Source organism: Pseudomonas sp. JAI111 (assembly GCF_024809425.1).
Lineage (GTDB): Bacteria > Pseudomonadota > Gammaproteobacteria > Pseudomonadales > Pseudomonadaceae > Aquipseudomonas.
The window spans coordinates 23,069-48,658 of sequence record NZ_JANUCB010000002.1; the positions used below are offsets into that span (position 1 = coordinate 23,069).

Consider the following 25,590-nt stretch of genomic DNA (forward strand, 5'->3'; position numbering starts at 1 on the left):
CTGCCCATTGTGCACCTCACTTGCACAGGGATAAGGCTTACCCATGCGTCGACTGTTTTTACTTTTTGTTCTCTTGATCTCGGGTGTGGCCCAGGCAGGGACCAATCCGTTCGAAACCAAACCTGAATTTTTGCCGGTGGAAAAGGCGTTTGTCTTTACCACCGAGCGCCTCGAATCAGGTGAAACACAGCTTTATTGGCAAATTACGGACGGCTATTACCTTTACCAGAAACGCCTGAAGTTTGATGGATTGCCCACTGAGCACCATCCGGTTTTACCGGAAGGCGAATCCCACAGTGACGAGTTCTTTGGCGAACAAGAGGTCTATCGTCAGGGTCTTGAACTGAAGATTCCAGCAGGCGTGACCGGACAGATCAAGGTCGGCTTCCAGGGCTGCGCCGATGCTGGCTTATGTTATCCACCGCAAACCCAGGTTGTGAATCTGGGCGCAACATCGGCCATTGCTGCGACCGGCGAGGCGCCGGATCAAGCCCTGGCCAGTGACCTGCAACAACGTGCGCTGGGCTGGAGCTTGCTGGTGTTCTTTGGCTTGGGGCTGCTGCTGGCGTTTACCCCTTGCTCGTTGCCGATGCTGCCGATCCTGGCTGGCTTGATCGTCGGCAGTGGTGCCGCGCCCAAACGCGGGTTTGCCCTGGCGGGCAGCTACGTCGTCAGCATGGCGCTGGTGTATGCCGCGATGGGCGTGTTGGCCGCGATGCTCGGTGCGAACCTTCAGGCGCTGTTGCAGAACCCGTGGCTGCTGGGCAGCTTCGCAGCGGTGTTTGTGCTGTTGGCATTGCCGATGTTCGGCTTCTTCGAGTTGCAACTGCCGGTGGCCGTGCGCGATCGACTGGAAAACGTCTCGCGCAATCAGCGTGGGGGCAGCCTGATCGGTGCTGGCGTGCTGGGGGCCTTGTCCGGTTTGCTGGTCGGCCCGTGCATGACCGCGCCATTGGCCGGCGCCCTGCTCTATATCGCGCAAAGCGGCAACGCGTTGCATGGCGGGCTGATTCTGTTTGCCATGGGCATCGGCATCGGTGTGCCGCTGCTGTTGCTGGTGACGGTGGGCAATCGCTTCCTGCCCAAACCCGGCGCCTGGATGAACCTGCTCAAAGGCGTGTTCGGTTTCCTGTTCCTGGCGACGGCTCTGCTGATGTTGCGCCCGGTGCTGGATGAGTCGTTGTGGATCGGCCTGTGCGGTGCGTTGCTGCTGATCGCCGCGTTCAGTGCCTGGAAACAGTCGCAAGGGTTTGGCCGCATCGCCCATCTGTTCGGCGCAAGCTCACTGTTGCTCGGGATCTGGGGCAGTCTGCTGCTAATCGGTGCCGCCGGAGGCAGTGGTGATCTGCTCAAACCGTTGCAGATCTACAGCGCCGCAGCTTCCGGCAATACCACCCGCCCAGGCGGTCATGAGGCGTTCACCACAATAAACAGTCCACAAGCGCTGCAACAGGAACTGGACGCCGCCAAGGCCCAGGGCCAATGGGTGCTGCTGGACTACTACGCTGACTGGTGCGTGTCGTGCAAGGTCATGGAAAAAACGGTCTTCGGCAAGGCCAACGTGATGCAAGCCTTGAGCGATGTGCGCTTGCTACGGCTGGACGTGACGGCCGACAATGCGGCCAGCCGCGAACTGCTCGGCCGTTATAAAGTGCCGGGGCCACCGAGTTTCGTGTGGATCGGCGCCGACGGTGAAGAGCGCCGCAGCCAGCGCATCACCGGTGAGGTGGATGCCGACACATTCCTGCAACGCTGGACCACCACCCGAGACGCTCGTTAATGCTGACTTTTACCCTCGGCACTTTTGCCATCGCGCTTAACCATTTGCTGCTGATCAGTGCGCTGGCGCTGGCGACTTTTGTCGGCTGGCGAGTGGCCAAGCGCGGCGGCGAAAATCCGGAGTCGGCGCTGTTCAGCCTGTTTTTACTCGGCCTGCTGGCAGCCAGGTTCTGTTTCGTGGTCGCCTATTGGGCACAATATCGCAACAATCCGTGGCAGATCATCGATCTGCGTGACGGTGGTTTCCTTGCCTGGCCCGGGGTCTTGGTGCTGTTGCTTGCGGCGTTGTATCGCGGCTGGCGACGTCCGGGCCTGCGCCGTCCGCTGGGCTTTGGCGTGGCCAGCGGCCTGGCGTTCTGGCTGCTGGCGACCTTCTCCCTGAGCATTTATGAACAAGGCACCCGCCTGCCGGAAATCACCCTGCGCAATGCCGCTGGTGAAACCGTGCAACTGGCGGACTATAAGGGCGGCCCGTTGGTCATCAACCTGTGGGCCACTTGGTGTCCACCCTGCCGTCGGGAAATGCCGGTGCTGGAAAATGCCCAGCAACAGCGCCCGGACCTGACCTTCCTGTTCGTCAATCAGGCCGAAAGCATGCAAAGCGTCAGCACGTTCCTGGAGACCCAGGGCCTGAGCCTGGCCAACGTCCTGTTCGATGGCAGCGGTCGATTGGGCCAGGCCGTGGGCTCCATGGCATTGCCGACAACGCTGTTCTATAGCCCGGACGGTCGACTGCTGGGCAGCCATTTGGGCGAACTCTCGCAGGCCAGCCTGGCCCGTGCCCTGGAAAACTTCGACTCCCCTCTTCCTGCCGCCTCGGCCACCCCTTCAAGGAAACTGCCATGCCCCGCCTCCGCCACCTGCTGACACTGACCCTCGGTGCAGCGCTTCTGCACCTGCCGTCGGTGCAGGCCGCCGAAGAATTGCCTGACGCGATCAAGAAAATCGAAGCCAAGGGCGCCAAAATCGTCGGTCAGTTCGATGCGCCCGATGGCCTGCGCGGTTACGCGGCGCAATACCAGAACCGTGGCATGGCGCTGTACCTGACCCCGGATGGCAAACACGTGCTGCTGGGAAGTTTGTACGACGCCGAGGGCAATGACCTGAGCAACGCCCCGTTGCAGAAGCTGGTCTACGCGCCAATGGCCAAGGAAGTCTGGGGAAAAATGGAAGCCAGCAACTGGATCGGTGACGGCGCCAAGGATGCACCGCGTGTCGTCTACCTGTTCAGCGATCCGAACTGCCCTTACTGCAACATGTTCTGGGAACAGGCGCGACCGTGGGTCAAGGCCGGCAAGGTGCAACTGCGCCATATCATGGTCGGGATCATTCGCGAAGACAGCCCGGGCAAGTCCGCCGCGTTGCTCGCCGCCAAGGACCCGAGCAAGGCACTGGAAGAGCACGAGAAGTCTGGCAAGGGCAGTTCGCTCAAAGCCCTGAAAGATGTACCGCCAGCGATTCAGGCCAAGCTCGCGGCCAACATGCAGTTGATGGAAGACCTGGAGCTACAGGCCACTCCGGCGATTTTCTATATGGATGACAAAGGCGAGCTGCAACAACAGCAAGGTGCGCCGTCGCCGGACAAACTGGCGAAGATTCTCGGGCCGAAGTGAATTCACTGGCCCATCGCTGGCAAGCCTGCGATGGGCCAGCAAGCTCGACTAATTTCTTTCAGACAGAAACTTCAGCAGCGCCTCAGTCACAAACTGCGGATTCTCCAGATTGGAGATATGCCCCGCCTCCGGCACCAGCTCATAAGGGCAACCGATCAACTCGGCCATTTCCTTCGTTTCACTCGGTGGCCGCGGTTTGTCCTGATCACCGCACATCACCAGCGTGTTCTCGGCATTCAGCTCGCCCAGACGCGGCAACAGATCATCGCGTCCAAACGTTATCCGCCCCATCGGCACGATGCTTCTACTTAGCCGCTCCGGCGGTAACGCCGCCAGCTTCGCGCGAAACTCCTGATACAGCGCCGACTGTGGATCGATCCCCGGACGGAAGAAAATCGGTACCACGATATCCAGCAGTTGCGGGGCAATCACGCCGGTGTCTTCGATCTGTTTGAACAGCGAGAAGTAGTATTGGCGAGTCGGTTCCGGTTCGACACCGACATAGGTGTCCATCAGCACCAGGCCGTTGATTCGCTGTGGCGCCGAGAGCGCCAGACGCACGCCCCACATGCCACCGACCGACAGACCGATCAGGGTGACACGCTCGAGGTTCAGATGATCGAGCAAGACCAAGGCCTGACGGGCTATGTCATCCAGTGACTTCGTGCCTTCGGGAAGAGGACCGGATTCACCGTGACCCCACAGGTCCAGGGCAATCACCCGATAGTGCTGCGACAAGGCCGCAATCTGCGGCGCCCACATGGCCTGGTCCCACAGGTAACTGCCGGCCAGCAGAACGGCCGGACCGTTGCCTTGATCGATGTAGTGAAGGGGTTGTCCGTCAACCGTGGCGAAAGGCATTGACTCTCTCCTCTTTGAAAACTGGAGCGGGAAGACTGTGCCGCCAGCGATCCGCAGTCAACCTTGTGGTGCTTGCGCCGCCCACATCGCGAACAGGCTCGCTCCCACTTGAATCCTGCGAACACAGATCCGTGGCGGCAGCCGGGCGACCTGTGACGCGGCTTCAGCTTCCTGGAACCGGCACCACAGCGATTTTGTACGGATCGAAAATCTTCAGCATCTCGCCATTGTCCCGCAACCGTTGCAGCAATTTGCCGAACGCTTCGCCACTGATGGGGGCGGCCGGGCGGAGGATGGCGTAGTGGTGATACACCTGATCGATGCGCTGGGACACCAGCAACTGATCAGCGACCTTTTCGTTGCGCAGCAGGTAATCGCTCAGGTAGGAGCGCGTCACCAAGGCAATGTCCGCTCGCCCGCGCAGCACCATCAGCAGGTTGCTGTCGTGAGAGTAGGTCAGCGTGGCGTTGTAGTTTTGCGCGAGAAATTTCGGTTCGGCGTTGAAGTTGGCGAACTCGTAGTGATAACCGCTGAACAGCGCCAGACGTTTGCCGGTGAGATCGGCAAAATAGTTTTGCTGGCGATCGGGCTCGCGTTGCGCGACAAAAATTTCGGCGTCTTCAAGCCCCATATCGACACTGACGTGGGGAATGTCCTTCCAACCCCAATCCGGGTTCTCGAAAATCGCCATGTCGACCCGGCCTTGCTTGAAATCACCGAATCGCCGGGGAATCGACGTGGGCACCAGGACGAACTGATAGTCGCTCTGCAACCGGTTCAAGGCTTCCGCCAATTGCGGCAGAAGGCCCGTGTCGGCACCGGATTCGGGGCGCACGGTATAGGGTGGAAAATGTGCGGCACCGATCCGCACCAATTGCGCAGCCTGGGACGGCAATACGCATAACGCTGCAAGCGATGCCAGCAAAAGCCGCGAGGCCATCCTGATTGGCGAAGACATCAAAACAACCCACTCCCCAAAAATACGCATCAATGCATTCAAGCTAGGCGGTTTCGGCCACTTAGCCAGTTTCCTGCGACCTTAGAACAAGCTTAATGTTTTTCTTCGAGTACAAGAATCAATGCTTCATCGGCCAATTGATCGAGGCTCATGCTGCCATCGGCACGAAACCAGGTGGTGGTCCAGGACAATGCACCGGTCAGGAAGCGACGCGTAATGAACACATCGCCGCGAATGAAACCGGCGTCCTTGGCTTCACCCAGCACCTGCAGCCAAAGCGCTTCATAGATGTCACGCAAGGCCAGCACTTGCGCTTGCCCTTCTTCGGAGAGCGAACGCCATTCATACACCAACACCGCCATCGCCTCGCCACTGCCGCCCATGATCGACTGCAATTCGCAGCGAATCAGCGCCAATACCCGTTCGCGTACATTGCCGGCCTCAGCCAGGGCTGCGCGCATCAACGCGGTGTTGTAGCGAATGGTCTCCTCCATCACCGCCCGGAGGATTTCGTCCTTGCTTTTGAAGTGATGAAAAATGCTGCCCGACTGAATGCCCACGGCGCCGGCCAGATCGCGCACGGTGGTGCGTTCAAAACCTTTGTTGCGAAACAGGTGAGCCGCCACTTGCAGCAATTTGCCACGGGCGCTGTCCGGGTCGGTCAATTGGCCGCTGTCGACCAATTCGCGCATGACCCTCAGGGCTTTTTGCTCGTCCACCCGTTCTCTCCTACAGTCGATCAATCAGATGCGCCGCTCGCCGCGAAAACAGCGGGATGCGCGGGCAATTTAAGCTGGCAACGGCTACCAAGCAAGCGCTCGGGGAGAAGATATTTCAGCCGTTTACAAACCAAGCGCTTGCTTGGTAGTCTCGATACACTTCTGTCGGAGGGGGTTATGGAATTGACTGCGCCTAAAACGATCCGTATCGGCTGCGCCAGCGCGTTCTGGGGCGACACCTCGACCGCTGCCGCGCAACTGGTGGAAGGTGGGCGTCTGGACTATCTGGTCTTCGACTATTTAGCCGAGATAACAATGTCGATCATGGCCGGCGCACGGATGAAAGACCCGCAGGCAGGCTATGCGGGGGACTTCATCGAAGTCCTCAGCCCGCTGTTGGGGCAACTCGCCGAACAACGGATCCGAGTTATCAGTAATGCCGGCGGGATCAACCCGCAAGCCTGCGCCGCCGCCCTGCAAGCCGCGTGCGACAAAGCCGGCGTGGCGCTGAAAATCGCCGTGCTGTTGGGCGATGATTTGCAACCGCAGTTCAAACAGCTGAGCAGCCTTGGCGTCCAGGAGATGTTCAGCGGCGCGCCCTTGCCACCGATGTGCGTCTCGACCAACGCCTACCTCGGCGCCCCGGGCATCGTCGAAGCCCTGCGATCAGGCGCCGACATCGTCATCACTGGGCGCGTGGTCGACAGCGCGGTGGTCAGCGCCGCGCTGGTGCATGAATTCGGCTGGTCCTGGCGCGACTACGACAAGTTGGCCCAGGCCGCCCTGGCCGGGCACATCATCGAATGCGGCGCCCAATGCACTGGCGGCAATTTCACCGACTGGCGTGACGTGCCCGACTACGAACACATCGGTTTCCCCATCGTCGAGGTCAGCGCCGACAGCCAATTTATCGTCAGCAAACCAGAAGGCTCGGGCGGACTGGTCACGCCGCTGACCGTCGGCGAGCAGATGCTGTATGAAATCGGCAACCCGCAGGCCTATCTTTTGCCGGACGTGGTCTGCGATTTCACTGAAGTGAAACTGGTGCAACAAGGCGTAAACGCGGTTCAGGTGCACGGCGCAAAAGGCCTGCCGCCCACCGATCAGTACAAGGTCAGCGCCACGTACCCGGACGGGTTCCGCTGCACCGCCAGTTGCCTGATCGCAGGGATCGACGCGGTCGACAAGGCCCGTCGAGTCAGCGAGGCGATCATCAACAAGACCTCGGAAATCTTCAGCCAACGCGGCTGGGCGCCCTACAGCGAAGTGAACATCGAACTGCTCGGCAGCGAGGCCACCTACGGCCCGCACGGCCAGCGCCAGGACAGTCGCGAAGTGGTGATCAAACTCGCCGTGCGCCATCCGAGCAAACAAGCCTTGATTGTGTTCTCCAGGGAAATAGCCCAGGCCGCGACGGGCATGGCGCCGGGGTTGACCGGCATTGTCGGAGGCCGCCCGACGGTGTATCCGCTGATCCGGCTGTTCTCGTTCCTCATCGACAAAACCACCTGCACGTTGGAGATTGATCTCAAGGGGCAACGCCACCCGTGCGCCCTGCCCGCCGTCGATGTGCTCGACCCGGCTGACTTGCCCGTGCCGTTCGATCCGCCACAACCCACTGGCCGCGCCGATGCCAGCGTGGCGCTGATCAAACTCGCCGTGGCCCGCTCGGGTGACAAAGGCAATCACAGCAACATCGGCGTCATGGCCCGCGAGCCCGAGTATCTGCCGTGGATCGCCGAAGCCCTGACACCCGAAGTCATGGTCGACTGGATGAGCCACGTCCTCGACCCGATTCACGGACGTGTCGAACGCTGGTATCTGCCCGGCACCCACAGCTTCAATTTTCTTCTGGAGAACGCGCTCGGCGGCGGTGGCGTGGCCAGCCTGCGCATCGATCCGCAAGGCAAGGCGTTCGCCCAGCAGCTGTTGGAGATCCAGATTCCGGTGCCCCAGAGCATCGCCGACCAGGTCAACTAGAGGACTGTCGCCATGGTTTACGATTCGATTTTCAGAGCCGATCTGTTTGCCGGCCAAACCATCATCGTCACCGGCGGCGGCAGTGGCATCGGCCGTTGCACCGCCCACGAACTGGCGGCCCTCGGCGCACATGTGTTGTTGATCGGGCGCAAGGTAGACAAGTTGAAAAGCGTCGCTGCCGAGATAGCCGAAGACGGCGGCACAGCGGACTGGGCCACCTGCGACATTCGCGAGGAAGACGCGGTCACGCACCTGGTCAGCGAGTTGATTCGCAAGCACGGGCCAATTCATGGATTGGTCAACAATGCCGGCGGGCAATACCCCTCACCGCTGGCTTCGATCAATCAGAAGGGCTTCGAAACCGTGATGCGCACCAACCTGGTGGGCGGTTTCCTGATGGCCCGGGAAGTGTTCAATCAATCCATGAGCAAGCACGGCGGCGCCATCGTCAACATGCTCGCCGACATGTGGGGCGGCATGCCCGGCATGGGCCATTCGGGCGCAGCGCGTTCGGGCATGGACAACCTGACCAAGACTGCCGCATTCGAATGGGGTTACGCCGGGGTGCGGGTCAACGCCGTGGCGCCGGGCTGGATCGCCTCCAGCGGCATGGACACTTACGAAGGCGCGTTCAAAGCAGTGATTCCGACCCTGCGCGAACACGTGCCGCTCAAACGCATCGGCACGGAATCGGAAGTCAGCGCGGCGATTGTTTTCCTGCTGAGCCCGGCCGCCGCGTTCATCAGCGGCAGCACCTTGCGGATCGACGGCGCGGCGAGCCTGGGCGGCCGGGCGTGGCCGATTCACAAGGCCACCAACAGTGTGTCGTACAACGGTTTCCACCGCGCCTACTTACCCGAAGTGCTTAAGGACAAGGAATAAGCCATGCCGGTCATCCAGTCTCAAGTCGACCCGCTCAGCGAACAGTTCGCCCGCAACCGTGCCGCGATGCTGGCCGGCATCGAGCAGGTGCGCCAGCTCGAACACAATCTGCTGAACAAAGCGGCCGAAGCCAAGGACAAGTTCGACAAGCGCGGCCAGTTGCTGCCCCGCGAACGCCTCAACCTGCTGCTTGACCCTGGCGCGCCGTTCCTCGAACTGGCGAGCCTGGCCGGCTATAAATTGCACGACGACAAGGACGGCAGCTCGGCCGGTGGCGGGCTGATTGCCGGCATCGGTTATGTCTCCGGCGCGCGGGTGCTGGTGGTGGCGAACAACAGCGCGATCAGGGGCGGAACCATATCCCCCAGCGGTTTGAAAAAGTCCCTGCGCCTGCAACAGATCGCCATGGAAAACAAACTGCCGGTGATCACCCTCGCCGAGAGCGGCGGCGCCAACCTCAATTACGCGGCAGAGATTTTCGTCGAAGGCGCGCGCACCTTTGCCAATCAGGCGCGGATGTCAGCCATGGGCTTGCCGCAGATCACCGTGGTCCACGGCTCGGCCACGGCGGGCGGTGCTTACCAGCCGGGGCTCTCGGACTACGTGGTGGTGGTGCGGGGCAAAGCCAAGCTGTTTCTGGCCGGCCCGCCGCTGCTAAAGGCCGCCACTGGCGAAGTTGCGACCGACGAAGAACTAGGTGGTGCCGAGATGCACGCGCAAACCGCCGGCACTGCCGAATACCTGGCCGAGAACGACGCCGATGGCGTGCGCCAGGTCCGCGAAATCGTCAGCCTGCTGTCGTGGAACGAACGCTTGCCCGCCGCGCCCGCCCGGTATTGGGAAGACCCGCTCTACCCTATCGACGAGCTGCTCGGGCTGATTCCCGACGACCCGAAAAAGCCCTATGACGTGCGCGAAATCATCGCGCGGATTGCCGACGGTTCGAGCTTCCTCGAATTCAAGAGCGAGTTCGATCAGCAAACCCTTTGCGGCCATTTGCACATTCAGGGACGTGCCTGCGGATTCATCGGCAACAACGGCCCGATCACGCCCAAGGGGGCGAGCAAGGCGGCGCAATTCATCCAGCTCTGTGACCAGAGCCAGACACCGCTGCTGTTTTTCCACAACACCACCGGGTTCATGGTCGGCACCGAATCGGAACAGCAAGGTGTGATCAAGCACGGCGCGAAGATGATTCAAGCGGTGGCCAACGCCCGAGTGCCCAAGCTGACCATCGTCGTCGGCGGTTCCTATGGCGCCGGCAACTATGCGATGTGCGGCCGAGGCCTCGACCCGCGCTTCATCTTCGCCTGGCCCAACAGCCGCACAGCGGTGATGGGCGGTGCCCAGGCCGGCAAAGTGCTGCGCATCGTCACCGAGGCCAAGCAGCTCAAGGACGGTCTGGTGCCCGACCCGAAAATGCTCGACATGCTGGAGCAGGTCACCGCACAAAAACTCGACAGCCAATCCACGGCGCTTTATGGCAGCGCCAATCTGTGGGACGACGGTCTGATCGACCCGCGCGATACCCGCACGTTGCTCGGGTATCTGCTGGACATTTGTCATGAGGCTGACGTACGGCCGCTGCAAACCAACAGTTTTGGCGTCGCGAGATTCTGATCGCAGGTCACAGGAGAACAATAAGAATGATCTTCACCCAGGAACACGAAGCACTGCGTCGCACCGTCCGCCAGTTCGTCGATCACGAGATCAACCCGCACGTCGAGGAATGGGAAAAGGCCGGGCGCTTCCCGATTCACGAGATCTTCCGCAAGGCCGGTGACCTCGGGTTGCTGGGGATTTCCAAACCGGAAAAGTTTGGCGGCATGGGCCTCGACTACAGCTATTCGATCGTCGCTGCCGAAGAGTTCGGCACCATCCACTGCGGCGGCATTCCGATGTCCATCGGCGTGCAGACCGACATGTGCACGCCGGCCCTCGCCCGCTTTGGCTCCGATGAATTGCGCGAAGAATTCCTGCGCCCGGCAATTACCGGCGAACAGGTTGGCTGCATCGGCGTCTCCGAAGTCGGCGCCGGTTCCGACGTGGCCGGGTTGAAAACCACCGCCCGCAAGGACGGCGACGATTACGTGATCAACGGCAGCAAAATGTGGATCACCAACTCTCCGAGCGCCGACTTCATCTGTTTGCTGGCAAACACCTCGGACGACAAACCGCACGTCAACAAGTCGCTGATCATGGTGCCGATGAACACCCCGGGCATCAGCCTCAGCTCGCACCTGGACAAACTCGGCATGCGCAGTTCGGAAACCGCGCAGGTGTTTTTCGACAACGTGCGCGTACCGCAGCGCAATCGCATCGGCCACGAAGGTGCAGGCTTCATGATGCAGATGCTGCAGTTCCAGGAAGAACGCCTGTTCGGCGCGGCGAACATGATCAAGGGCCTGGAATACTGCGTCGACAGCACCATCGAGTACTGCAAGGAACGCAAGACGTTCGGCAGCGCGTTGATCGATAACCAGGTCATTCACTTCCGCCTCGCCGAACTGCAAACCGAAATCGAATGCTTGCGCGCACTGGTCTATCAGGCCACCGAGCAATACATCAAAGGCCAGGACGTCACACGCCTGGCGTCGATGGCCAAACTCAAGGCCGGACGCCTGGGTCGCGAGGTCAGCGACAGCTGCCTGCAATATTGGGGCGGCATGGGTTTCATGTGGGACAACCCGGTGGCCCGCGCCTACCGTGACGTGCGACTGGTATCGATCGGCGGCGGCGCCGACGAAATCATGCTGGGGATCATCTGCAAACTCATGGGCATCCTGCCGGGGAAAAAGAAATGAGTGCCCTGCCTGCTTGCCAGACCCTGCTGCTGGAATCACACAACGGCGTGCTGCACATCACCCTCAATCGCCCGGACAGCCGCAACGCCATGAGCTTGCAGATGGTCGATGAACTGCGCGCGGTGCTGGCGACGGTGCGCGATGATCGAACGGTTCGAGCACTGGTGATTGGTGGTGCCGGCGGGCATTTTTGCGCCGGTGGCGACATCAAGGACATGGCCAACGCCCGCACGCATGGGGCAAGCGCCTATCGCGACTTGAACAGAGCCTTCGGTGCGCTGCTGCAAGCGGTGCAACACGCGCCGCAAGTGGTCATCACCGTGCTGCAAGGCGCGGTCCTCGGCGGTGGATTGGGCCTGGCGTGCGTCAGCGACGTCGCGCTGGCCGATCACAACGCGCAATTCGGCCTGCCGGAAACCAGCCTGGGTCTGCTGCCAGCGCAGATTGCGCCGTTCGTGGTCCAGCGCATCGGCTTGACCCAGGCCCGTCGACTGGCGCTGACAGCGGCGCGGTTCGATGGCATCCAGGCGCGGCGTATGGGGCTGGTGCATTTCGTCGAGCATGACGCGCAAGCCTTGGCCGAGCGCCTCGATGAAGTGCTCGCCCATGTGTTGTGCTGCGCGCCAGGGGCAAATGCGACGACGAAAAAACTGTTGCTGGCGAGCGCCGGCCAGCCATCCGATGCGTTGCTGGATGAGGCGGCGCAGTGGTTCAGCGAAGCGGTGACTGGCGCGGAAGGAGTCGAGGGGACGATGGCGTTCGTGCAAAAGCGCAAACCGGGGTGGGCTTCTTAAAAGCATCGCAGGCAAGCCTGCTCCCACAGGTTTTTTGGAACGACACAGAACCCATGTAGGAGCGGGCTTGCTCGCGAAGAGGCCATCACTGTCACCGCATACCTTAAGAGAAGACCCAATGCCCGCCCTTAAAAAAATCCTGATCGCCAACCGTGGTGAAATCGCTTGCCGCATCCAGCGCACGGCCCAAGCCCTGGGCTACCGCACCGTCGGTGTCTTCAGCGATGCCGACGCCGACGCCCTGCACGTACAAATGGCCGACCAGGCCGTCAACATCGGCCCGGCCCCGGTGCAGCAGTCCTACCTGAACATCCCGGCCATCCTCGACGCCGCTCGCCGCAGCGGTGCCGACGCGATTCACCCAGGCTACGGTTTCCTTTCCGAAAACGCCGAATTCGCCCGCGCCTGCCAACACGCCGGCATCACCTTCATCGGTCCGAGCCCGGAAGCCATTGAGCTGATGGGTAGCAAGCGCCTGTCGAAGCTCGCCATGCTCGCGGCCGGCGTGCCCTGCATCGACGGCTATCAAGGGCCTGAACAGGACGATGCGACCCTGAGCCGCGAAGCCGAGCGCATCGGTTACCCGCTGATGATCAAGGCCAGCGCCGGGGGTGGCGGACGCGGCATGCGCCTGGTGCACAGCGCCGGGGAGTTGCTCGAACAATTGCGAACCGCGCGTTCTGAAGCCCTGCACGGGTTTGGCAGCGACGAGTTGATCCTCGAACAAGCGCTGATCGATCCACGGCATGTCGAAGTGCAAGTGTTCGGTGACCAACACGGCCACTTGATCCACCTCGGCGAGCGCGACTGCTCGATCCAGCGTCGCCATCAGAAAATCATCGAAGAAGCGCCCTGCCCGGTCATGACCACCGAGTTGCGTCAGGCCATGGGCGACGCGGCGCTCAAGGCTGGGCGCGCGGTGAATTACGTCGGAGCCGGCACCGTGGAATTCCTGCTCGATGCGCGCGGACAGTTTTATTTCCTGGAAATGAACACCCGGCTGCAAGTGGAACACCCGGTCACCGAATTGATCACCGGCCTCGACCTCGTGGCTTGGCAGCTGCAGGTCGCCGAAGGCTTGCCGCTGCCGTTGCAACAGGAGCAGGTGCCACTCAACGGGCACGCCATGGAAGTGCGCTTGTACGCCGAAGATCCGGCGCAGGGTTTTGTACCGCAAACCGGTCGGATAGAGGCCTGGGAGCTTACGTTGCAGGACGGTGTGCGCATCGATCATGGCTTGATCGAAGGCCAGGCCATCAGCCCGTTCTATGACCCGATGCTTGGTAAAATCATCGCCCATGGCGCTACCCGCGAAGAGGCCCGGCGCAAGTTGCTGCGGGCCGTACAGGACAGTGTGTTGCTGGGGGTGCAAAGCAATCAGCGTTTACTCGCCAGTTTGCTGCAACACCCGCAGTTCATCAGTGGCGAGTTCAGTACCGGGTTCATCCCGAGCTGTTTCGCCGACCATCCTTGCCTGCATCCGCACGTTCCAGTCGCTGAAGAATTGGCCATCGCTGCGGCGTTGTTCTATCACGCCTCGGCCCAGGCCTACCTCGCCCCACTGGCCGGCTGGCGCAACAACGCCAGTGTGCCCCTGCACTATCGCATCGGCGTGGAGGACCAGGACTGGCAGGTGGAACTGAACGCACTGCCTGACCAACCTTACCGGTTGACGGTCGGCGCCCGAACCTTGCACTTGAAGGTCATCCAGTGCGACGGGCGCTGGGCGACGCTGGATCTCGATGGCATTCGTCAGCGCTATGCCTACCGTCTCGACGCTGGCCAACTGTGGCTGTCCACCCGTCCCGGCAGCCTGCGGCTGATCGATCGGACCCAAGCGCTGATCAGCTCTCAGGCCAGCGTCAGTAGCGGCACCCTGAAGGCACCGATGGACGGGGCGATCGTCGATGTATTGGTCAGTGAGGGCAGCCCGGTCAGCAAGGGCCAACTGCTGGTGGTGCTCGAAGCGATGAAAATGGAGCATCCACTCAAGTCCGGCATCGACGGAGTGCTCAAGCGCTTGCAGGTCCGGGTCGGCGATCAGGTTAAAAATCGTCAGATTTTGTTGGAGGTTGAATAAGCCGCTAGGCGGATCCGTCGGGTTTGGCTACGCTCAAGTCCTATCAGGACGCGGATACCAGGAACCCTGCGATGCCTCATTGGCTGGTAATCGATCTGGAAGCCACCACCGATGACGGTGGCTGGCCTGTTACAGAAATGGAAATAATCGAAATCGGTGCCACTCTGGTGGACCGTAAAGGGCGCGAAGTGGATTTTTTCCAGTGCTTCGTTCGACCCTTGAAACGACCGCTGCTGACGCCGTTTTGCCGGGAGCTGACCCATATCACTCAGGCCAACGTCGACGCCGCGCAGACGCTGAGCGAGGTCTGGCCGTCGTTCGAGCAGTGGCTGGGGCAACATCAGTCGGTTCTGGAGGGCTGGGCCAGTTGGGGCGACTACGATCGCAAGCAACTGCTGCAGGAGTGGCAGCGTCTGCAACTGGACAGCGCCCTTGGCAGCGTGCCGCACATGAATCTCAAACAGCGCTTTGCCAAGGCCCGACGCCTGGAGCGCCCGCTGGGACTCAATGCCGCACTGCAACTGGCGGGCATGCAGTTCAACGGTCAACAGCATCGGGCGCTGGAAGATGCGCGTAATACAGCGCGTTTGTTGCCACAGGTTCTCCCCCTCGAAAGGTGACGGCGTTCGAGGCCTTGTGCATACTGGCCAGCCCTTTTTAGCCCTTTTCGAGGAATCGCCCATGTTTAAAGTCAACGAGTACTTCGACGGCACCGTCAAGTCGATCGCCTTTGGCACCGCTGAAGGTCCTGCGACCATCGGCGTCATGGCTCCGGGCGAATACGAATTCGGCACCAGCCAGCGTGAAATCATGCACGTGGTGACCGGCGCCCTGACCGTCAAACTGCCTGACAGCACCGATTGGGAAACCTTCGCCGCCGGCAGCCAGTTCAACGTGCCCGCCAACAGCAAGTTCCAGCTGAAAGTGGCCGTCGACACCGCTTACCTGTGCGAATACCGCGGCTAAAACCCCGGGTTTTCACCGCGACAAAAAATGCCCGCGTCCTTTTGGGACGCGGGCATTTTTCGTTCAGGGCGTTTTACTCCAGGATCGTCACCGGCATACCGACTTCAAGTTGGCCGGTGCTGTCGTTGACCAGATTCTGGCCGAACATCGCGCCATCGGCCTCGGAACGGTATTTCTGCAAGGTGGCCAAGGGTTCGCGATCTTCACTGCGCTCACCGGTTTGCGGGTCGATAGTGGTCAGAATGCAGCGCGCACAGGACTTGACCACACGGAACTCGACATCGCCAATGCGCAGGCGCTTCCAGCCATCCTCGGCATACGCCTCGCTGCCCTCGATTACCAGATTGGGCCGAAAGCGCAGCATTTCCAGCGGGCGTCCGACCTTTTGCGACAAGTCCTCCAGGGACGCCTGGCCGATCAGCAACAGCGGGAAGCCATCGGCGAACGCGACCTGATCATCGTCCTTGCCGTAACCCGATTGGGTGGTTCGCGCGCGATCAAGCGGCACTTGCACCAGCCGCGTCGGTTTACCGATGAAATCACTGACCCAGGCCGCCGCCTCAACGCCGGCATCCGGCACACGCAAGGTGTCGCGCCAGATCGTCACGCCACGCAGTTCCGCGTCGCTGGCGGGCAAAGCGATGTCGATGGGTGTGCGGCCTGCAGCGCTGAGGGTCAAGCCGCCATCGGCGTTCCACAACGCCGACAACTGACTCATCTGTGCCACCGCACGCTGGGTCAGAAAGCGCCCGCTGGCCTCGTCCACCAGCATCCAGCGTCGATCACCGTCCAACCCCAGTTTGTCGAGGCCGATCGATTGCAGGCTCTCGCCCTTGCCGGATTTCAATGGATAACGGTAAAGCGCGCTCAGACGCAGCATGGCCAGCTCCCTGGTGGACAAAAAACGCCACCCTATACGAGCTTGATCGCCGAATCAAAGGCTGGCATCAGCGCCAGCCTGTCGGGCTGTCATCAGGCCGGGACTTCGTCGAGCATCAAGCGCTGACGCACCACGTCGACAAGTTTGTCCGGCTGGAACTTGGAGAGGAAATTGTCACAGCCGACCTTCTTGACCATCGAGTCGTTGAAGCTGCCCGACAACGACGTGTGCAGCACAACGTAAAGCCCACGCAGGCGCGGGTCGTTGCGGATTTCAGTGGTTAGGCGATAGCCGTCCATTTCCGGCATTTCTGCGTCGGTGAACACCATCAACAATTTGTCGGTCATCGACACGCCCGTATCGGCCCATGCCTTGAGCATGTTCAGCGCCTTCAAGCCGTCACTGGCGATGTGCATCTTCACGCCCAACTGACCCAGCGTGTCGCGCAATTGCGACAGGGCCACATTGGAGTCGTCCACCAACAGCACTTCACGACCACGGGCGCGTTCCAGCACCGGGTCTTCGAGTTTTTCACGGGAGACCTTGGCGTTGTAAGGCACGATTTCAGCCAGCACTTTTTCGACGTCGATGATTTCCACCAACTGGTCGTCGACTTTACTGATGGCCGTCAGGTAATGCTGGCGGCCGGCACTGGTCGGAGGCGGCAGGATCGCTTCCCAGTTCATGTTGACGATGCGATCCACGCCCCCCACCAGGAACGCCTGCACCGAGCGGTTGTATTCGGTGACGATAATCGTGCTGGTCGGGCTTGGCACCAGCGGACGCATGCCGATGGCCTGGGACAGGTCGATCACCGGCAACGTCTGGCCACGCAGATTGACCACGCCACAGACAAAGGGATGGCGCTGCGGCATCAACGTCAGTTTTGGCAGTTGCAACACTTCCTGCACTTTAAAGACGTTAATTGCGAACAATTGCCGGCCGGCCAACCGGAACATGAGAATTTCCAGGCGATTCTCACCCACTAGTTGTGTGCGTTGGTCTACCGTGTCGAGAATGCCGGCCATCAATGACTCCTGGGCTTGTTCTGATGAATTCACTAAAGGGAGTTATCGGCTGTTATTGCCGGATCTTGACCCCAAGACAAAATGCCACGAACGAACATTGATGTCACATTAACATCATGCTTTACTGACTACGTGATTTCATCTGCTACATTCCCTGCGGCGCGACCTCGGTTTGCCCGTTCGGTTCCCGCGTGTAAGGGATTCCCCTAGTAACAATCAGGCCCAACCTGATGTTCGCAATATCCAATAGCCATTAATGTGACGCCATTCTCATTGCATGAACGGAGTCAGGCTTTTGTGTGCGATCGCAGGTAAGTGGCCATCCACCCTCTCGAGTTCCCCAGCCTGCGTCCAGGCTTGCCGGAGCGCGATCTCACGCCGGCATGGCAGTGTCAGGGCGCTGGACGCCCGCGTCGACACACGCGACATCCCCTCATTTGACATGACGTTGTGGAGATAAGCATGCCAAACCAACCCAAGCAGTGGGCCCAGCGGCTACCCGAGTTCCTTGTCGAAGCTGAAACGCTCCTGGCCAAGTCGGAGGAGTGCCTCAGCCATCTGCAACTCATCAGCAATGACAAAGACGCAATCGATTGCATCCTCAGCAGCCTGCTCAAGCTGGCGAGCAGGGCCGATGCCCTCGCACTGGAAGCCGTGTCTGAATTTTCGCTGCATATTCATGGTTTATTGAATCACGCCCAAAACCACATGGACCTGCACGAACAGGCGCTGGATGCCTTGAAGGACTGCTTCACGTTGATGGCCTGGCAACTCGAACTTATCGATCAGACCACAGGCCAGCTCAGCCTGGATGACAGTGAACAGACTTCCCTGATCGAAGCCTTTGCGTTTCAGGTCGGACACCGTCAATTTCAGCCATCGGTTAATTCCAAACCGTTCACGCTCGTTTCTTATTCGGAACGCCAGGCCTAATTCGCCTGAGACCCTGCCGTGTCACCTATTCTTATTGCCATGAGGCCGCTCGGTAACTTGAGTACGCTCATGTCGCAATTGAATATTTCATACCTGTCAACGACAGTTCGACATCAATAAAAACTCCCCATTCCCGCATACTTTTTCCATTGTGGAACTATCGTCCAATAGCGATTTTCCTGACCATATGGGCATATATACCAAACGCGACCGACGGTATCTTAAGTGTTATTATGCCGACCATTAGTTGACGCCAATTAATGGCGAAGTGACGCCAGAGCAAGAAACAGCGCCCATGGAAGCTCGAAGCTTTCTTAATCACGGGACCGCACCTTGCTTGAAGCGAGTCACTACAGATTTCCAAATACAGTCCCGTCAACGACCATGGCGGAGCTGCCCGCAGCGAACATTCATTGGCTCCATCCGCTATGTACGCCAGCCTCAAATCACTCACGCCATGGCCACCCTCCGCAAAAAATGCGCGACGGCTCACGCTTTTGCTGTGCCTGTGCTCTGCGTTTGGCAGTGTGCTGATTTTCGGCACTTCCGCACCGCTGCCGGCGAGTCTGATGGTCCTCAACCTTGTGGTGCTGGCGGTTGTGTGGGGGCAAGGTCATTTCTCGCGCAAGTCGATAAAATTTCAGCCGCAAGAACTGGCGGACCGCCTGCTGCAAGTCCAGGAAAACGAACGCCACCGACTCAGTCGCGAATTACATGACGACATCGGCCAGTTGCTGACCGCTGCAAAACTCCAAAGTGAATGGCTCAAACGCCGGATGCCGGAAGAAATGCAGGGCCAGTGCTCAACGCTCATCGACACACTGGACGAAACCCTGGCCAAGGTTCGCGATGTCTCGGCCATCCTCAACCCCAGACAATTGACCAGTCTCGGCCTGGAAGCCAGCCTGCGTGCACATCTGCTCAAGACCCTGGCCAATACCTCCATACACTGGAGCCTGGAATGCCATCAGCGCCTGACCGGAATACCGGAGGAAATGTCGGTGGCCGCCTTTCGAATCACCCAGGAAGCGGTGACCAATATTCTGCGTCACGCCGAAGCGAAAAATCTGTTGGTCCGCTTGCAACGTTTGCCCCAGGGCCTGACGCTGTTGATCAGCGACGACGGCCTGGGTTTCGCGCCAGCAGCCGACCCCGGCAGAGAGGGACAACGCGGGATGGCCGGGATGCTGGAACGGATCGAGCAACTGGGCGGTACCCTGGCCGTGACCAGCGAGCCGGGCAAAGGCACTCAAATCGAAGCACTTTTTCCCTGGGCGCCCCGAGCGCTTGAACGGGCCAGTTCGAATAAGGTTATGCATTGACTTGTAACTTACTTCTGGTGGATGACCACTCGCTTATCAGGGCCGGCGTGCGCGCTCTGGTGCTGGACATTCCTGGCTACGCGGTAATCGGCGAGGCCAACGACGGCTCGCAACTACTGGAAATGGTCGAGAAACTGTCCCCCGACATCGTTCTGCTGGATATCTCCATGAGGGAGACCGGTGGCCTTGAAGCCTTGCAACGGCTCAAGCGGGTGCGCCCGCAAAGCAAGGTGCTGATCCTGTCGATGCACACAGATCCTGCGCTCATCATGCAAGCGCTGGAATCGGGAGCTCACGGATATTTGCTCAAGGACACCACGGCGACCGAGCTGGAACATGCCCTGGACGCCTTACGTAACAACGAACGTTATCTGAGCCCGGCCATCGCTCACACGGTGATCAACCAGGCACTGATCCGCAACCAGAAACAGCAGCCGCAGGTAACGGACTCGCACAACCTGACCGCGCGGCAACTGGAAATCCTGCGACTGATTGTCCGCGGAAAATCCACCCGGGAAATCGCCAATGGCCTGGGCCTCAGCATCAAGACCGTTGAAACCCATCGCTCGCAGATCATGAAGCGCTTGCAGATCTACGACGTGGCAGGCCTGGTCCTGTTTGCCGTACGCGAGCAAATCATCAGCCTGGACGACTAGCCATTTTTCGAGTTACCGAGCAGTGGCGAGTCTTCAGGCAAATGCACGCGTAACGCTGCCGGGCGCGCACTGAAGCGCAGGCTGTCACCCTCCAGGGGCTCGCCATCCAGATTAATGTGCAGACCTTCGGAAACCTTGATCTCGACCCATGGCAAGCGGGCTCGCACAAACATGTTGTCGATGCCGAATCCGTCGGCCAGCAAGGTCTTCAACGTACTCACCACCTCCTGCGGCGCGGGCAAGATGCTGATATCCAGCAGACCATCGTCCGCCAGCGCTTGCGGGCACAGCACATGACCGCCGCCAGCTTGCCGGCCATTGCCGATGCCCAAGGCCAATAACTCGCCACTCCAGTGAAAGTCCGGTCCCTGTAACTCACCATATGCGACATGCAACTCGCTGAAACGCGACAAACCGGTGAACAGATAGGCGGCCCCACCGAGTACCTTTTTCAAGTCTTCGGAAGTGTTCGCCGTGACCCGGCTACCGAATCCACCAGTGGCCATGTTCAGAAACATCTGCCCTCCAACTTCCCCCAGATCGATGGCGTGAGGCGCAGCCTCCAGCAGGTCCAGGGCTGGCGCAGGCTCCAGCGGCACGCCGGCGGCGCGGGCAAAATCGTTCGCGGTCCCCAGAGGCATCAGTACCAGACTGGCCTGGGTCGATTGCACCGCCATGGCCTCGGCGATATCACGCAGGGTGCCATCACCGCCGCCAGCAATCAGGTGCGTATACCCTGCACTCAGCGCCTCTCCTACCAGTCGCTGCGCGTCACCCGCCTCCCAGGTCAATCGGACGGCCAGTTCCCAGCCCTGCTGGCGTTTGCCTTCGACGGCCGCGCGGACCTCCTCGTTGAGTGCCTGCTTGCCGTGCAGAATCAACAGCGCCTTGCGCTCACCCATTGTTGTCGCCCCCATGATTGAAATCCCTATGAGAGATGTTGACCTCAGGGGTGCCGAAAAAAGTCGGTAGAAATTGAATTATTTCAGCGCCAGTGCGTTGGCGTCCTACAGGCCTGGGATTTTTCTTACGAAACGTGAGGAATCGGCTCAATTGACCAGCCAGGGTGATTAGTAGACCTTGGTGTCTGTGGTTCTCAATCATCATTAGCAACCCCACAAGGACGTGCATGCAATGAACAACCCCGCTGCAAAAGCCCTGAATAGCACAATCGACAACGGTATCGGCCGCTCCAGTGATTTCAACGCAAGGAGCGTTTCAGCCCATGCAAAGCCATGACTTCAGGTTGCCGATCGGTGCGGTACCGCCGTTCGCAGAAAGTCGCATCAATCATCAAGCTGAATCTGACAACAGTGCAAAGCCCACTGGAGGAGTTGAAATGGAACCTCGCGTCATTGAACTGGAGACACACCTCAAATACATCCGCAGGAACATGGACGAAATACGTAACGACGTTAAATCCATCAAACACCGACTGGCCTACTCGGCAGGCGGAACAGCCGTGATCCTTGGGTTGCTGGGCTGGGTCGCCAACAGCCGCTTTGAACAGGTCGTGACACTCCTGGCCCGTTGACCCTCAGACATCACGCAAGGCCCGGTAGATGCAACCGGGTTTGCGCGACTACACAATGACAGGGATCAGACCAGCAACTCGCTCAGCGCAATGAAGCTCACATATTCACCGGCAACCAGCGTGCGATCTTCCAGCACCTCGACCAGACCATCAGCCCAGGCGGCACTGCGAAGTACGCCAGAACTCTGGTTCTTGTAGATGATTGCCCGACCATTTTCCAGGCGTCCACGCAGGTACTCTCGGCGATTTCCAGCCTTGGGCCAGTCGAATCCCGCGGGCACCTGAAATTTTAACGGCTCAACCTCCTTCACTCCTTGTCGGCGCAAGAGATAGGGCCTGGTCAACAAGGCAAAGGTGACCAGGGTCGACGCCGGATTACCGGGCAAACCGATCACCGGCACGCCGTGAAAATGTCCGACTGTCAGCGGTTTGCCAGGTTTGATGGCGAGTTTCCACAAGGACAACTCACCTTCTTCGCGTAAGGCGATGCCCAGGAAATCCGCCTCACCCACAGACACTCCGCCGGTAGAAAGGATCAGGTCGACATCCTTCAACTCTTCCAGGCGAGCACGGGTGGTTGATAAATCATCGGGAAGGATGCCGGCATCGATCACTTCACAACCCAGGCGCCACAACCAGCTGCACAGCAGCACGCGATTGCTGTTGTAAATCTGTCCCGGCCCAAGCGCCTGCCCCGGCTCTACCAATTCGTCTCCGGTAGACAGGACTGCAACCCGAACCTTGCGCACCACCTCCAGCTCAGCACGTCCCAACGACGCCGCCAGGCCCAGTTCGATTGGACCCAAGCGCGTACCTGCGGGCATTACAAGTTCGCCAACAGTCGTTTCCTGGCCTTGCGGCCGAATATTTTGACCGATACTCAGGGTCTCGATGAATCGGACTCGCTCATCCGCCTGAACCTCGGCGTTCTCTTGCATCTCGACGCAATCGGCCCCTTCAGGCACCGGTGCGCCAGTGAAGATCCGGGCACAGGTTCCTGGCTTCAACGGCTCAGGTGCCTGACCGGCAAAAATCTTCTGGCTGACCGGCAGCGGTTCTCCTGTCCAGTCAGCGATGCGCAAGGCATAGCCGTCCATGGCACTGTTCGGCCAAGGGGGCAGATCGAGCGTCGAGATCAGGTCTTCGGCCAATACGCGCCCTTCGGCCTGCGCCAACGGCAGGCGTACACGCTCAAGTATTTTTGACGACTCCGCCATTTCCAACAGACGCGCCAACGCTACCTCAACGGGCATGAGGCTGCCGGTTTTGCCGGGCTTACCCGCGGGATTCACAGGGTGCCGCCTGTTTCAGATGAGCCACGAAATTGCATGGGCGGTGCCGCGAATCCAGCTGCTCGGCAAGAATGCCGTCCCAACCGGTGCGCACCGCGTTGGTCGAGCCGGGCAAACAGCAGACCAGCGTGCCATTGGCCAACCCCGCCAAAGCTCGAGACTGAACTGTCGAAGTGCCGATGTCTGCGACGGAAATCTGCCGGAACAACTCGCCGAAACCATCGACCTGCTTGTCCAGAAGGCAACTCACCGCTTCCGGGGTGCTGTCGCGACCGGTAAACCCGGTACCACCGGTGATCAACACCACTTGCACGACATCGTCGGCAATCCAGTTGGCGACTTGTGCACGAATTTTGTAGAGGTCATCTTTAAGCAAAACCCGAGCGGCCAGGTTATGCCCGGCAGCGCTCAAGCGGTCGACAAAGACCTGTCCTGACGTATCGGTTTCCAGGGTACGGGTATCGCTGACCGTCAACACCGCGATATTGAGCGGCGCGAAAGGTACATCAGCCTTGGCTTTCATAGGCTCGTCCAGTTGTAGGATAAACAGCCCGGTGTTATATCACAGCGCCTCATTTTTTCGACGCCCCCATGGAGACTTGCCATGACCCCGAATACAGATTTACCGCCCTGCTCCATTCTGCTCCTGGCGGGGGGACGAGGCCAACGCATGGGTGGTCAGGACAAGGGACTTCTGCAATGGCATGGCGAGCCGCTGATCGCGCATCTGCATCGCAAAACCCGTGAGTTGAGCGATGACCTGATCATCTCCTGCAACAGAAACATGGAAAAATACGCGCCTTACGCCGACCAGTTGGTCCATGACGACGAAGGTGATTTCCCGGGGCCGCTGGCGGGTATCCGCGCCGGCCTCAAGGCTGCCCGTCATGGTTTTTTACTGGTGTTGCCCTGCGACGTGCCACGCATTGATGCCGCCCTGCTCCATGACATGCGCGAAACCGCCCGCCAGCATCCGGATAAACCGTTGATGCTGCGGCATGGCGAGCACTGGGAACCCTTGCTTTGCATTATCCCGACGGCACTCCTGGTGGATTTCGAAAAGGCGTGGAATGAGGGTGAGCGCAGTCCGGGGCGGATCATGCGCAACCTGGGCGCTACTGCCCTGCAATGCCCCGAAAATGACCCTCGCCTGGCCAACCTCAATACACCGGAGCTATTAAGCTCACACAACACTGTGTCAGACTGACGCAAGAAGGAACTTGCGCACGATGCATACGTCTCAAGCTCAGTAACCAAAAGAATTCATATTCGGAGACACACTCATGACTCAACGGACCCTCGCCTCTTTCATGCTCGCCTTGGGCCTTGCGACCCTCGCCGGTTGCGCATCGCCTACAGTGATCACCTTGAATGATGGTCGCGAAATCCAGGCCGTCGACGCGCCAAAATACGATGAGAAGTCAGGTTTCTATGAGTTCGAACAACTCGATGGCAAACGCACTCGCATCAACAAGGATCAGGTCCGTACCGTCAAAGAGTTGTAATCTTTACGGCATTACCGGATACGAAAAAGCCCGCTTGATGCGGGCTTTTTCGTGCCTGGAGGACTGCTATCACCATTGTAGGGTGATGGTGCTTTCGAATTCACGCTCAAGCCCGGTGACCGGGTCCAAAAACCGTAAACCCTGCGCCAGCAATTTCAAGGGATTGGCGTAGTCGTCCTCAATATCCTTGAGTACCTGCGGATAGAACGGATCGTTGCAGATACTGGCGCCCAGCGCGGTCATGTGCACCCGCAACTGATGTTTCTTGCCGGTCACGGGATAAAGCCCATAGCGCCAGAGGTCACCGTTCCTCTCCCTGACCTCGACGGCTGTCTCGGTGTTGCTGACGCCCGGACCTTCCTGCATGCGAAAGAACGGCTCGCCATCGATCATCCGGCTTTTATGAACCAGTGGAAACGAAAGCTCAGGTAATGCCGGGGCGATTGCTTCGTAGCGTTTTTCGATTTGTCGTGTAGGAAACAATGACTGGTAAGCCGAACGGCTCTGAGGGTTCGCTGAAAACAGCACCAACCCTGCGGTATGCCGGTCGATGCGGTGCAAGGGCACCAGATGCGGGTTATCCAGTCGACGGATCAGCCGCCGCAACAATGTCTGCTCTACATACTCGCCAGCCGGAGTCACAGGCAGAAAATGCGGTTTGTCCGCCACCACCAGGTGTTCGTCGGCGTACAGGATCGACTCGACCACCGGAATCTCTTTTTCGTCCGGGACCTCACGAAAATAGTGAATCCGCAGTCCTTCCTTGTAACGCAGATCAAGTGTGATCGGCATCCCTTGCGCGTCAAGCACACGGCCGCGTGCAATTCGGGCCAGCCATTGTTCACGACCGATTGCACTGAAATGTTCGCACAAACAATCGAGGACGGTCTGCCACGGCCCCGGCGGCAAATAAAGCGTGCTGGCCTGGTGGTGTGCAGCAGAAAAAGATGAAGTGGACATACGAAAGCTCTGACCCTTAATGCAGGACGGCATTATCCCGCACT

At 59.7% G+C, this 25,590-nt stretch carries 26 protein-coding genes; 17 read left to right on the top strand and 9 right to left on the bottom strand.

What is annotated here, in order from left to right; all coding sequences use genetic code 11:
* Positions 1 to 43: 43 nt before the first annotated feature.
* The 3 genes from dsbD to dsbG are packed head-to-tail and all read left to right on the top strand — an operon-like array spanning position 44 to position 3,392.
* Positions 44 to 1,780: a protein-disulfide reductase DsbD gene (gene dsbD / locus HNR03_RS07695; protein ID WP_259152139.1), complete on the top strand. Its 1,737-nt coding sequence runs from the start codon at positions 44 to 46 to the stop codon at positions 1,778 to 1,780.
* Positions 1,780 to 2,646 (top strand): TlpA disulfide reductase family protein, encoded by an 867-nt coding sequence (locus tag HNR03_RS07700; RefSeq protein ID WP_222587826.1) that lies wholly within the window; start codon positions 1,780 to 1,782, stop codon positions 2,644 to 2,646. The genes dsbD and HNR03_RS07700 overlap by 1 nt, the downstream gene beginning before the upstream one ends.
* Entirely contained in the window at positions 2,622 to 3,392 is a 771-nt protein-coding gene (gene dsbG / locus HNR03_RS07705; RefSeq protein WP_222587827.1) for a thiol:disulfide interchange protein DsbG, read from the top strand. Before HNR03_RS07700 ends, dsbG begins: the two co-directional genes overlap by 25 nt.
* Positions 3,393 to 3,440: 48 nt before the next feature.
* Here the strand turns inward: dsbG and HNR03_RS07710 are convergent, their stop codons facing one another.
* The 3 genes from HNR03_RS07710 to HNR03_RS07720 form a co-directional block, all read right to left on the bottom strand.
* Positions 3,441 to 4,253 (bottom strand): alpha/beta fold hydrolase, encoded by an 813-nt coding sequence (locus tag HNR03_RS07710; RefSeq protein ID WP_259152144.1) that lies wholly within the window; start codon positions 4,251 to 4,253, stop codon positions 3,441 to 3,443.
* A 163-nt stretch (positions 4,254 to 4,416) separates the two neighbouring features.
* Positions 4,417 to 5,211 (bottom strand): ABC transporter substrate-binding protein, encoded by a 795-nt coding sequence (locus HNR03_RS07715; RefSeq protein ID WP_222587829.1) that lies wholly within the window; start codon positions 5,209 to 5,211, stop codon positions 4,417 to 4,419.
* A gap of 92 nt (positions 5,212 to 5,303) precedes the next feature.
* On the bottom strand, positions 5,304 to 5,930 hold the full coding sequence (locus HNR03_RS07720; RefSeq protein ID WP_259152147.1) for a TetR/AcrR family transcriptional regulator: 627 nt from the start codon (positions 5,928 to 5,930) through the stop codon (positions 5,304 to 5,306).
* 177 nt (positions 5,931 to 6,107) lie between these two features.
* Here HNR03_RS07720 and HNR03_RS07725 point away from each other — a divergent pair, with 177 nt between their 5' ends.
* The 8 genes from HNR03_RS07725 (at position 6,108) to HNR03_RS07760 (ending at position 15,436) form a co-directional block, all read left to right on the top strand.
* Positions 6,108 to 7,910, top strand: a complete 1,803-nt coding sequence (locus HNR03_RS07725) for an acyclic terpene utilization AtuA family protein (protein ID WP_259152152.1) — start codon at positions 6,108 to 6,110, stop codon at positions 7,908 to 7,910.
* A 12-nt stretch (positions 7,911 to 7,922) separates the two neighbouring features.
* On the top strand, positions 7,923 to 8,792 hold the full coding sequence (locus HNR03_RS07730) for an SDR family oxidoreductase (RefSeq protein WP_259152160.1): 870 nt from the start codon (positions 7,923 to 7,925) through the stop codon (positions 8,790 to 8,792).
* Between the two features lie 3 nt (positions 8,793 to 8,795).
* Positions 8,796 to 10,412 (top strand): geranyl-CoA carboxylase subunit beta, encoded by a 1,617-nt coding sequence (atuC, locus tag HNR03_RS07735; protein ID WP_259152166.1) that lies wholly within the window; start codon positions 8,796 to 8,798, stop codon positions 10,410 to 10,412.
* A gap of 26 nt (positions 10,413 to 10,438) precedes the next feature.
* On the top strand, positions 10,439 to 11,596 hold the full coding sequence (gene atuD / locus HNR03_RS07740; RefSeq protein ID WP_222587834.1) for a citronellyl-CoA dehydrogenase: 1,158 nt from the start codon (positions 10,439 to 10,441) through the stop codon (positions 11,594 to 11,596).
* Entirely contained in the window at positions 11,593 to 12,390 is a 798-nt protein-coding gene (locus tag HNR03_RS07745) for an enoyl-CoA hydratase/isomerase family protein (RefSeq protein ID WP_259152168.1), read from the top strand. Before atuD ends, HNR03_RS07745 begins: the two co-directional genes overlap by 4 nt.
* A 118-nt stretch (positions 12,391 to 12,508) precedes the next feature.
* Complete coding sequence (locus HNR03_RS07750; RefSeq protein WP_259152169.1) at positions 12,509 to 14,470, top strand: acetyl/propionyl/methylcrotonyl-CoA carboxylase subunit alpha; 1,962 nt, start codon at positions 12,509 to 12,511, stop codon at positions 14,468 to 14,470.
* 71 nt (positions 14,471 to 14,541) lie between these two features.
* Complete coding sequence (locus HNR03_RS07755; RefSeq protein WP_259152171.1) at positions 14,542 to 15,090, top strand: exonuclease domain-containing protein; 549 nt, start codon at positions 14,542 to 14,544, stop codon at positions 15,088 to 15,090.
* A 61-nt stretch (positions 15,091 to 15,151) separates the two neighbouring features.
* A complete protein-coding gene (locus HNR03_RS07760) occupies positions 15,152 to 15,436 on the top strand; it encodes a pyrimidine/purine nucleoside phosphorylase (protein WP_010461229.1) in 285 nt (94 codons plus the stop codon).
* 73 nt (positions 15,437 to 15,509) lie between these two features.
* On the opposite strand, the gene HNR03_RS07765 is transcribed toward HNR03_RS07760, so the two are convergent.
* Together HNR03_RS07765 and HNR03_RS07770 are read right to left on the bottom strand one after the other, a co-directional pair.
* The gene (locus HNR03_RS07765; protein ID WP_259152173.1) at positions 15,510 to 16,316 is read right to left on the bottom strand and encodes an MOSC domain-containing protein; all 807 of its coding nucleotides are present in this window, start codon (positions 16,314 to 16,316) and stop codon (positions 15,510 to 15,512) included.
* A gap of 92 nt (positions 16,317 to 16,408) precedes the next feature.
* Positions 16,409 to 17,344 (bottom strand): chemotaxis protein CheV, encoded by a 936-nt coding sequence (locus HNR03_RS07770; RefSeq protein ID WP_046032376.1) that lies wholly within the window; start codon positions 17,342 to 17,344, stop codon positions 16,409 to 16,411.
* Positions 17,345 to 17,806: 462 nt separating this feature from the next.
* Between HNR03_RS07770 and HNR03_RS07775 the strand changes: the two genes are divergently transcribed.
* The 3 genes from HNR03_RS07775 to HNR03_RS07785 all read left to right on the top strand — a co-directional run bounded on the left by HNR03_RS07775 (position 17,807) and on the right by HNR03_RS07785 (position 20,255).
* Complete coding sequence (locus HNR03_RS07775) at positions 17,807 to 18,277, top strand: hypothetical protein (RefSeq protein WP_259152176.1); 471 nt, start codon at positions 17,807 to 17,809, stop codon at positions 18,275 to 18,277.
* Positions 18,278 to 18,705: 428 nt separating this feature from the next.
* Complete coding sequence (locus tag HNR03_RS07780; protein ID WP_259153402.1) at positions 18,706 to 19,599, top strand: sensor histidine kinase; 894 nt, start codon at positions 18,706 to 18,708, stop codon at positions 19,597 to 19,599.
* On the top strand, positions 19,596 to 20,255 hold the full coding sequence (locus HNR03_RS07785; RefSeq protein ID WP_222587840.1) for a response regulator transcription factor: 660 nt from the start codon (positions 19,596 to 19,598) through the stop codon (positions 20,253 to 20,255). The genes HNR03_RS07780 and HNR03_RS07785 overlap by 4 nt, the downstream gene beginning before the upstream one ends.
* On the opposite strand, the gene yegS is transcribed toward HNR03_RS07785, so the two are convergent.
* A complete protein-coding gene (gene yegS / locus HNR03_RS07790; protein ID WP_259153403.1) occupies positions 20,252 to 21,157 on the bottom strand; it encodes a lipid kinase YegS in 906 nt (301 codons plus the stop codon). The genes HNR03_RS07785 and yegS overlap by 4 nt on opposite strands.
* Before the next feature lie 323 nt (positions 21,158 to 21,480).
* Between yegS and HNR03_RS07795 the strand changes: the two genes are divergently transcribed.
* Positions 21,481 to 21,789 (top strand): hypothetical protein, encoded by a 309-nt coding sequence (locus HNR03_RS07795; protein ID WP_259152179.1) that lies wholly within the window; start codon positions 21,481 to 21,483, stop codon positions 21,787 to 21,789.
* 65 nt (positions 21,790 to 21,854) lie between these two features.
* On the opposite strand, the gene glp is transcribed toward HNR03_RS07795, so the two are convergent.
* The gene (gene glp, locus HNR03_RS07800; protein WP_259152181.1) at positions 21,855 to 23,042 is read right to left on the bottom strand and encodes a gephyrin-like molybdotransferase Glp; all 1,188 of its coding nucleotides are present in this window, start codon (positions 23,040 to 23,042) and stop codon (positions 21,855 to 21,857) included.
* A gap of 22 nt (positions 23,043 to 23,064) precedes the next feature.
* Complete coding sequence (gene moaB / locus HNR03_RS07805; protein ID WP_090186349.1) at positions 23,065 to 23,604, bottom strand: molybdenum cofactor biosynthesis protein B; 540 nt, start codon at positions 23,602 to 23,604, stop codon at positions 23,065 to 23,067.
* 81 nt (positions 23,605 to 23,685) lie between these two features.
* Between moaB and mobA the strand changes: the two genes are divergently transcribed.
* Both mobA and HNR03_RS07815 read left to right on the top strand, forming a co-directional pair.
* Complete coding sequence (gene mobA, locus HNR03_RS07810) at positions 23,686 to 24,288, top strand: molybdenum cofactor guanylyltransferase MobA (protein ID WP_259152184.1); 603 nt, start codon at positions 23,686 to 23,688, stop codon at positions 24,286 to 24,288.
* 76 nt (positions 24,289 to 24,364) lie between these two features.
* On the top strand, positions 24,365 to 24,586 hold the full coding sequence (locus tag HNR03_RS07815; protein ID WP_222587844.1) for a YgdI/YgdR family lipoprotein: 222 nt from the start codon (positions 24,365 to 24,367) through the stop codon (positions 24,584 to 24,586).
* Between the two features lie 69 nt (positions 24,587 to 24,655).
* Here HNR03_RS07815 and HNR03_RS07820 read toward each other — a convergent pair whose 3' ends face one another.
* A complete protein-coding gene (locus HNR03_RS07820; protein WP_259152185.1) occupies positions 24,656 to 25,546 on the bottom strand; it encodes a pseudouridine synthase in 891 nt (296 codons plus the stop codon).
* Positions 25,547 to 25,590: the final 44 nt, after the last annotated feature.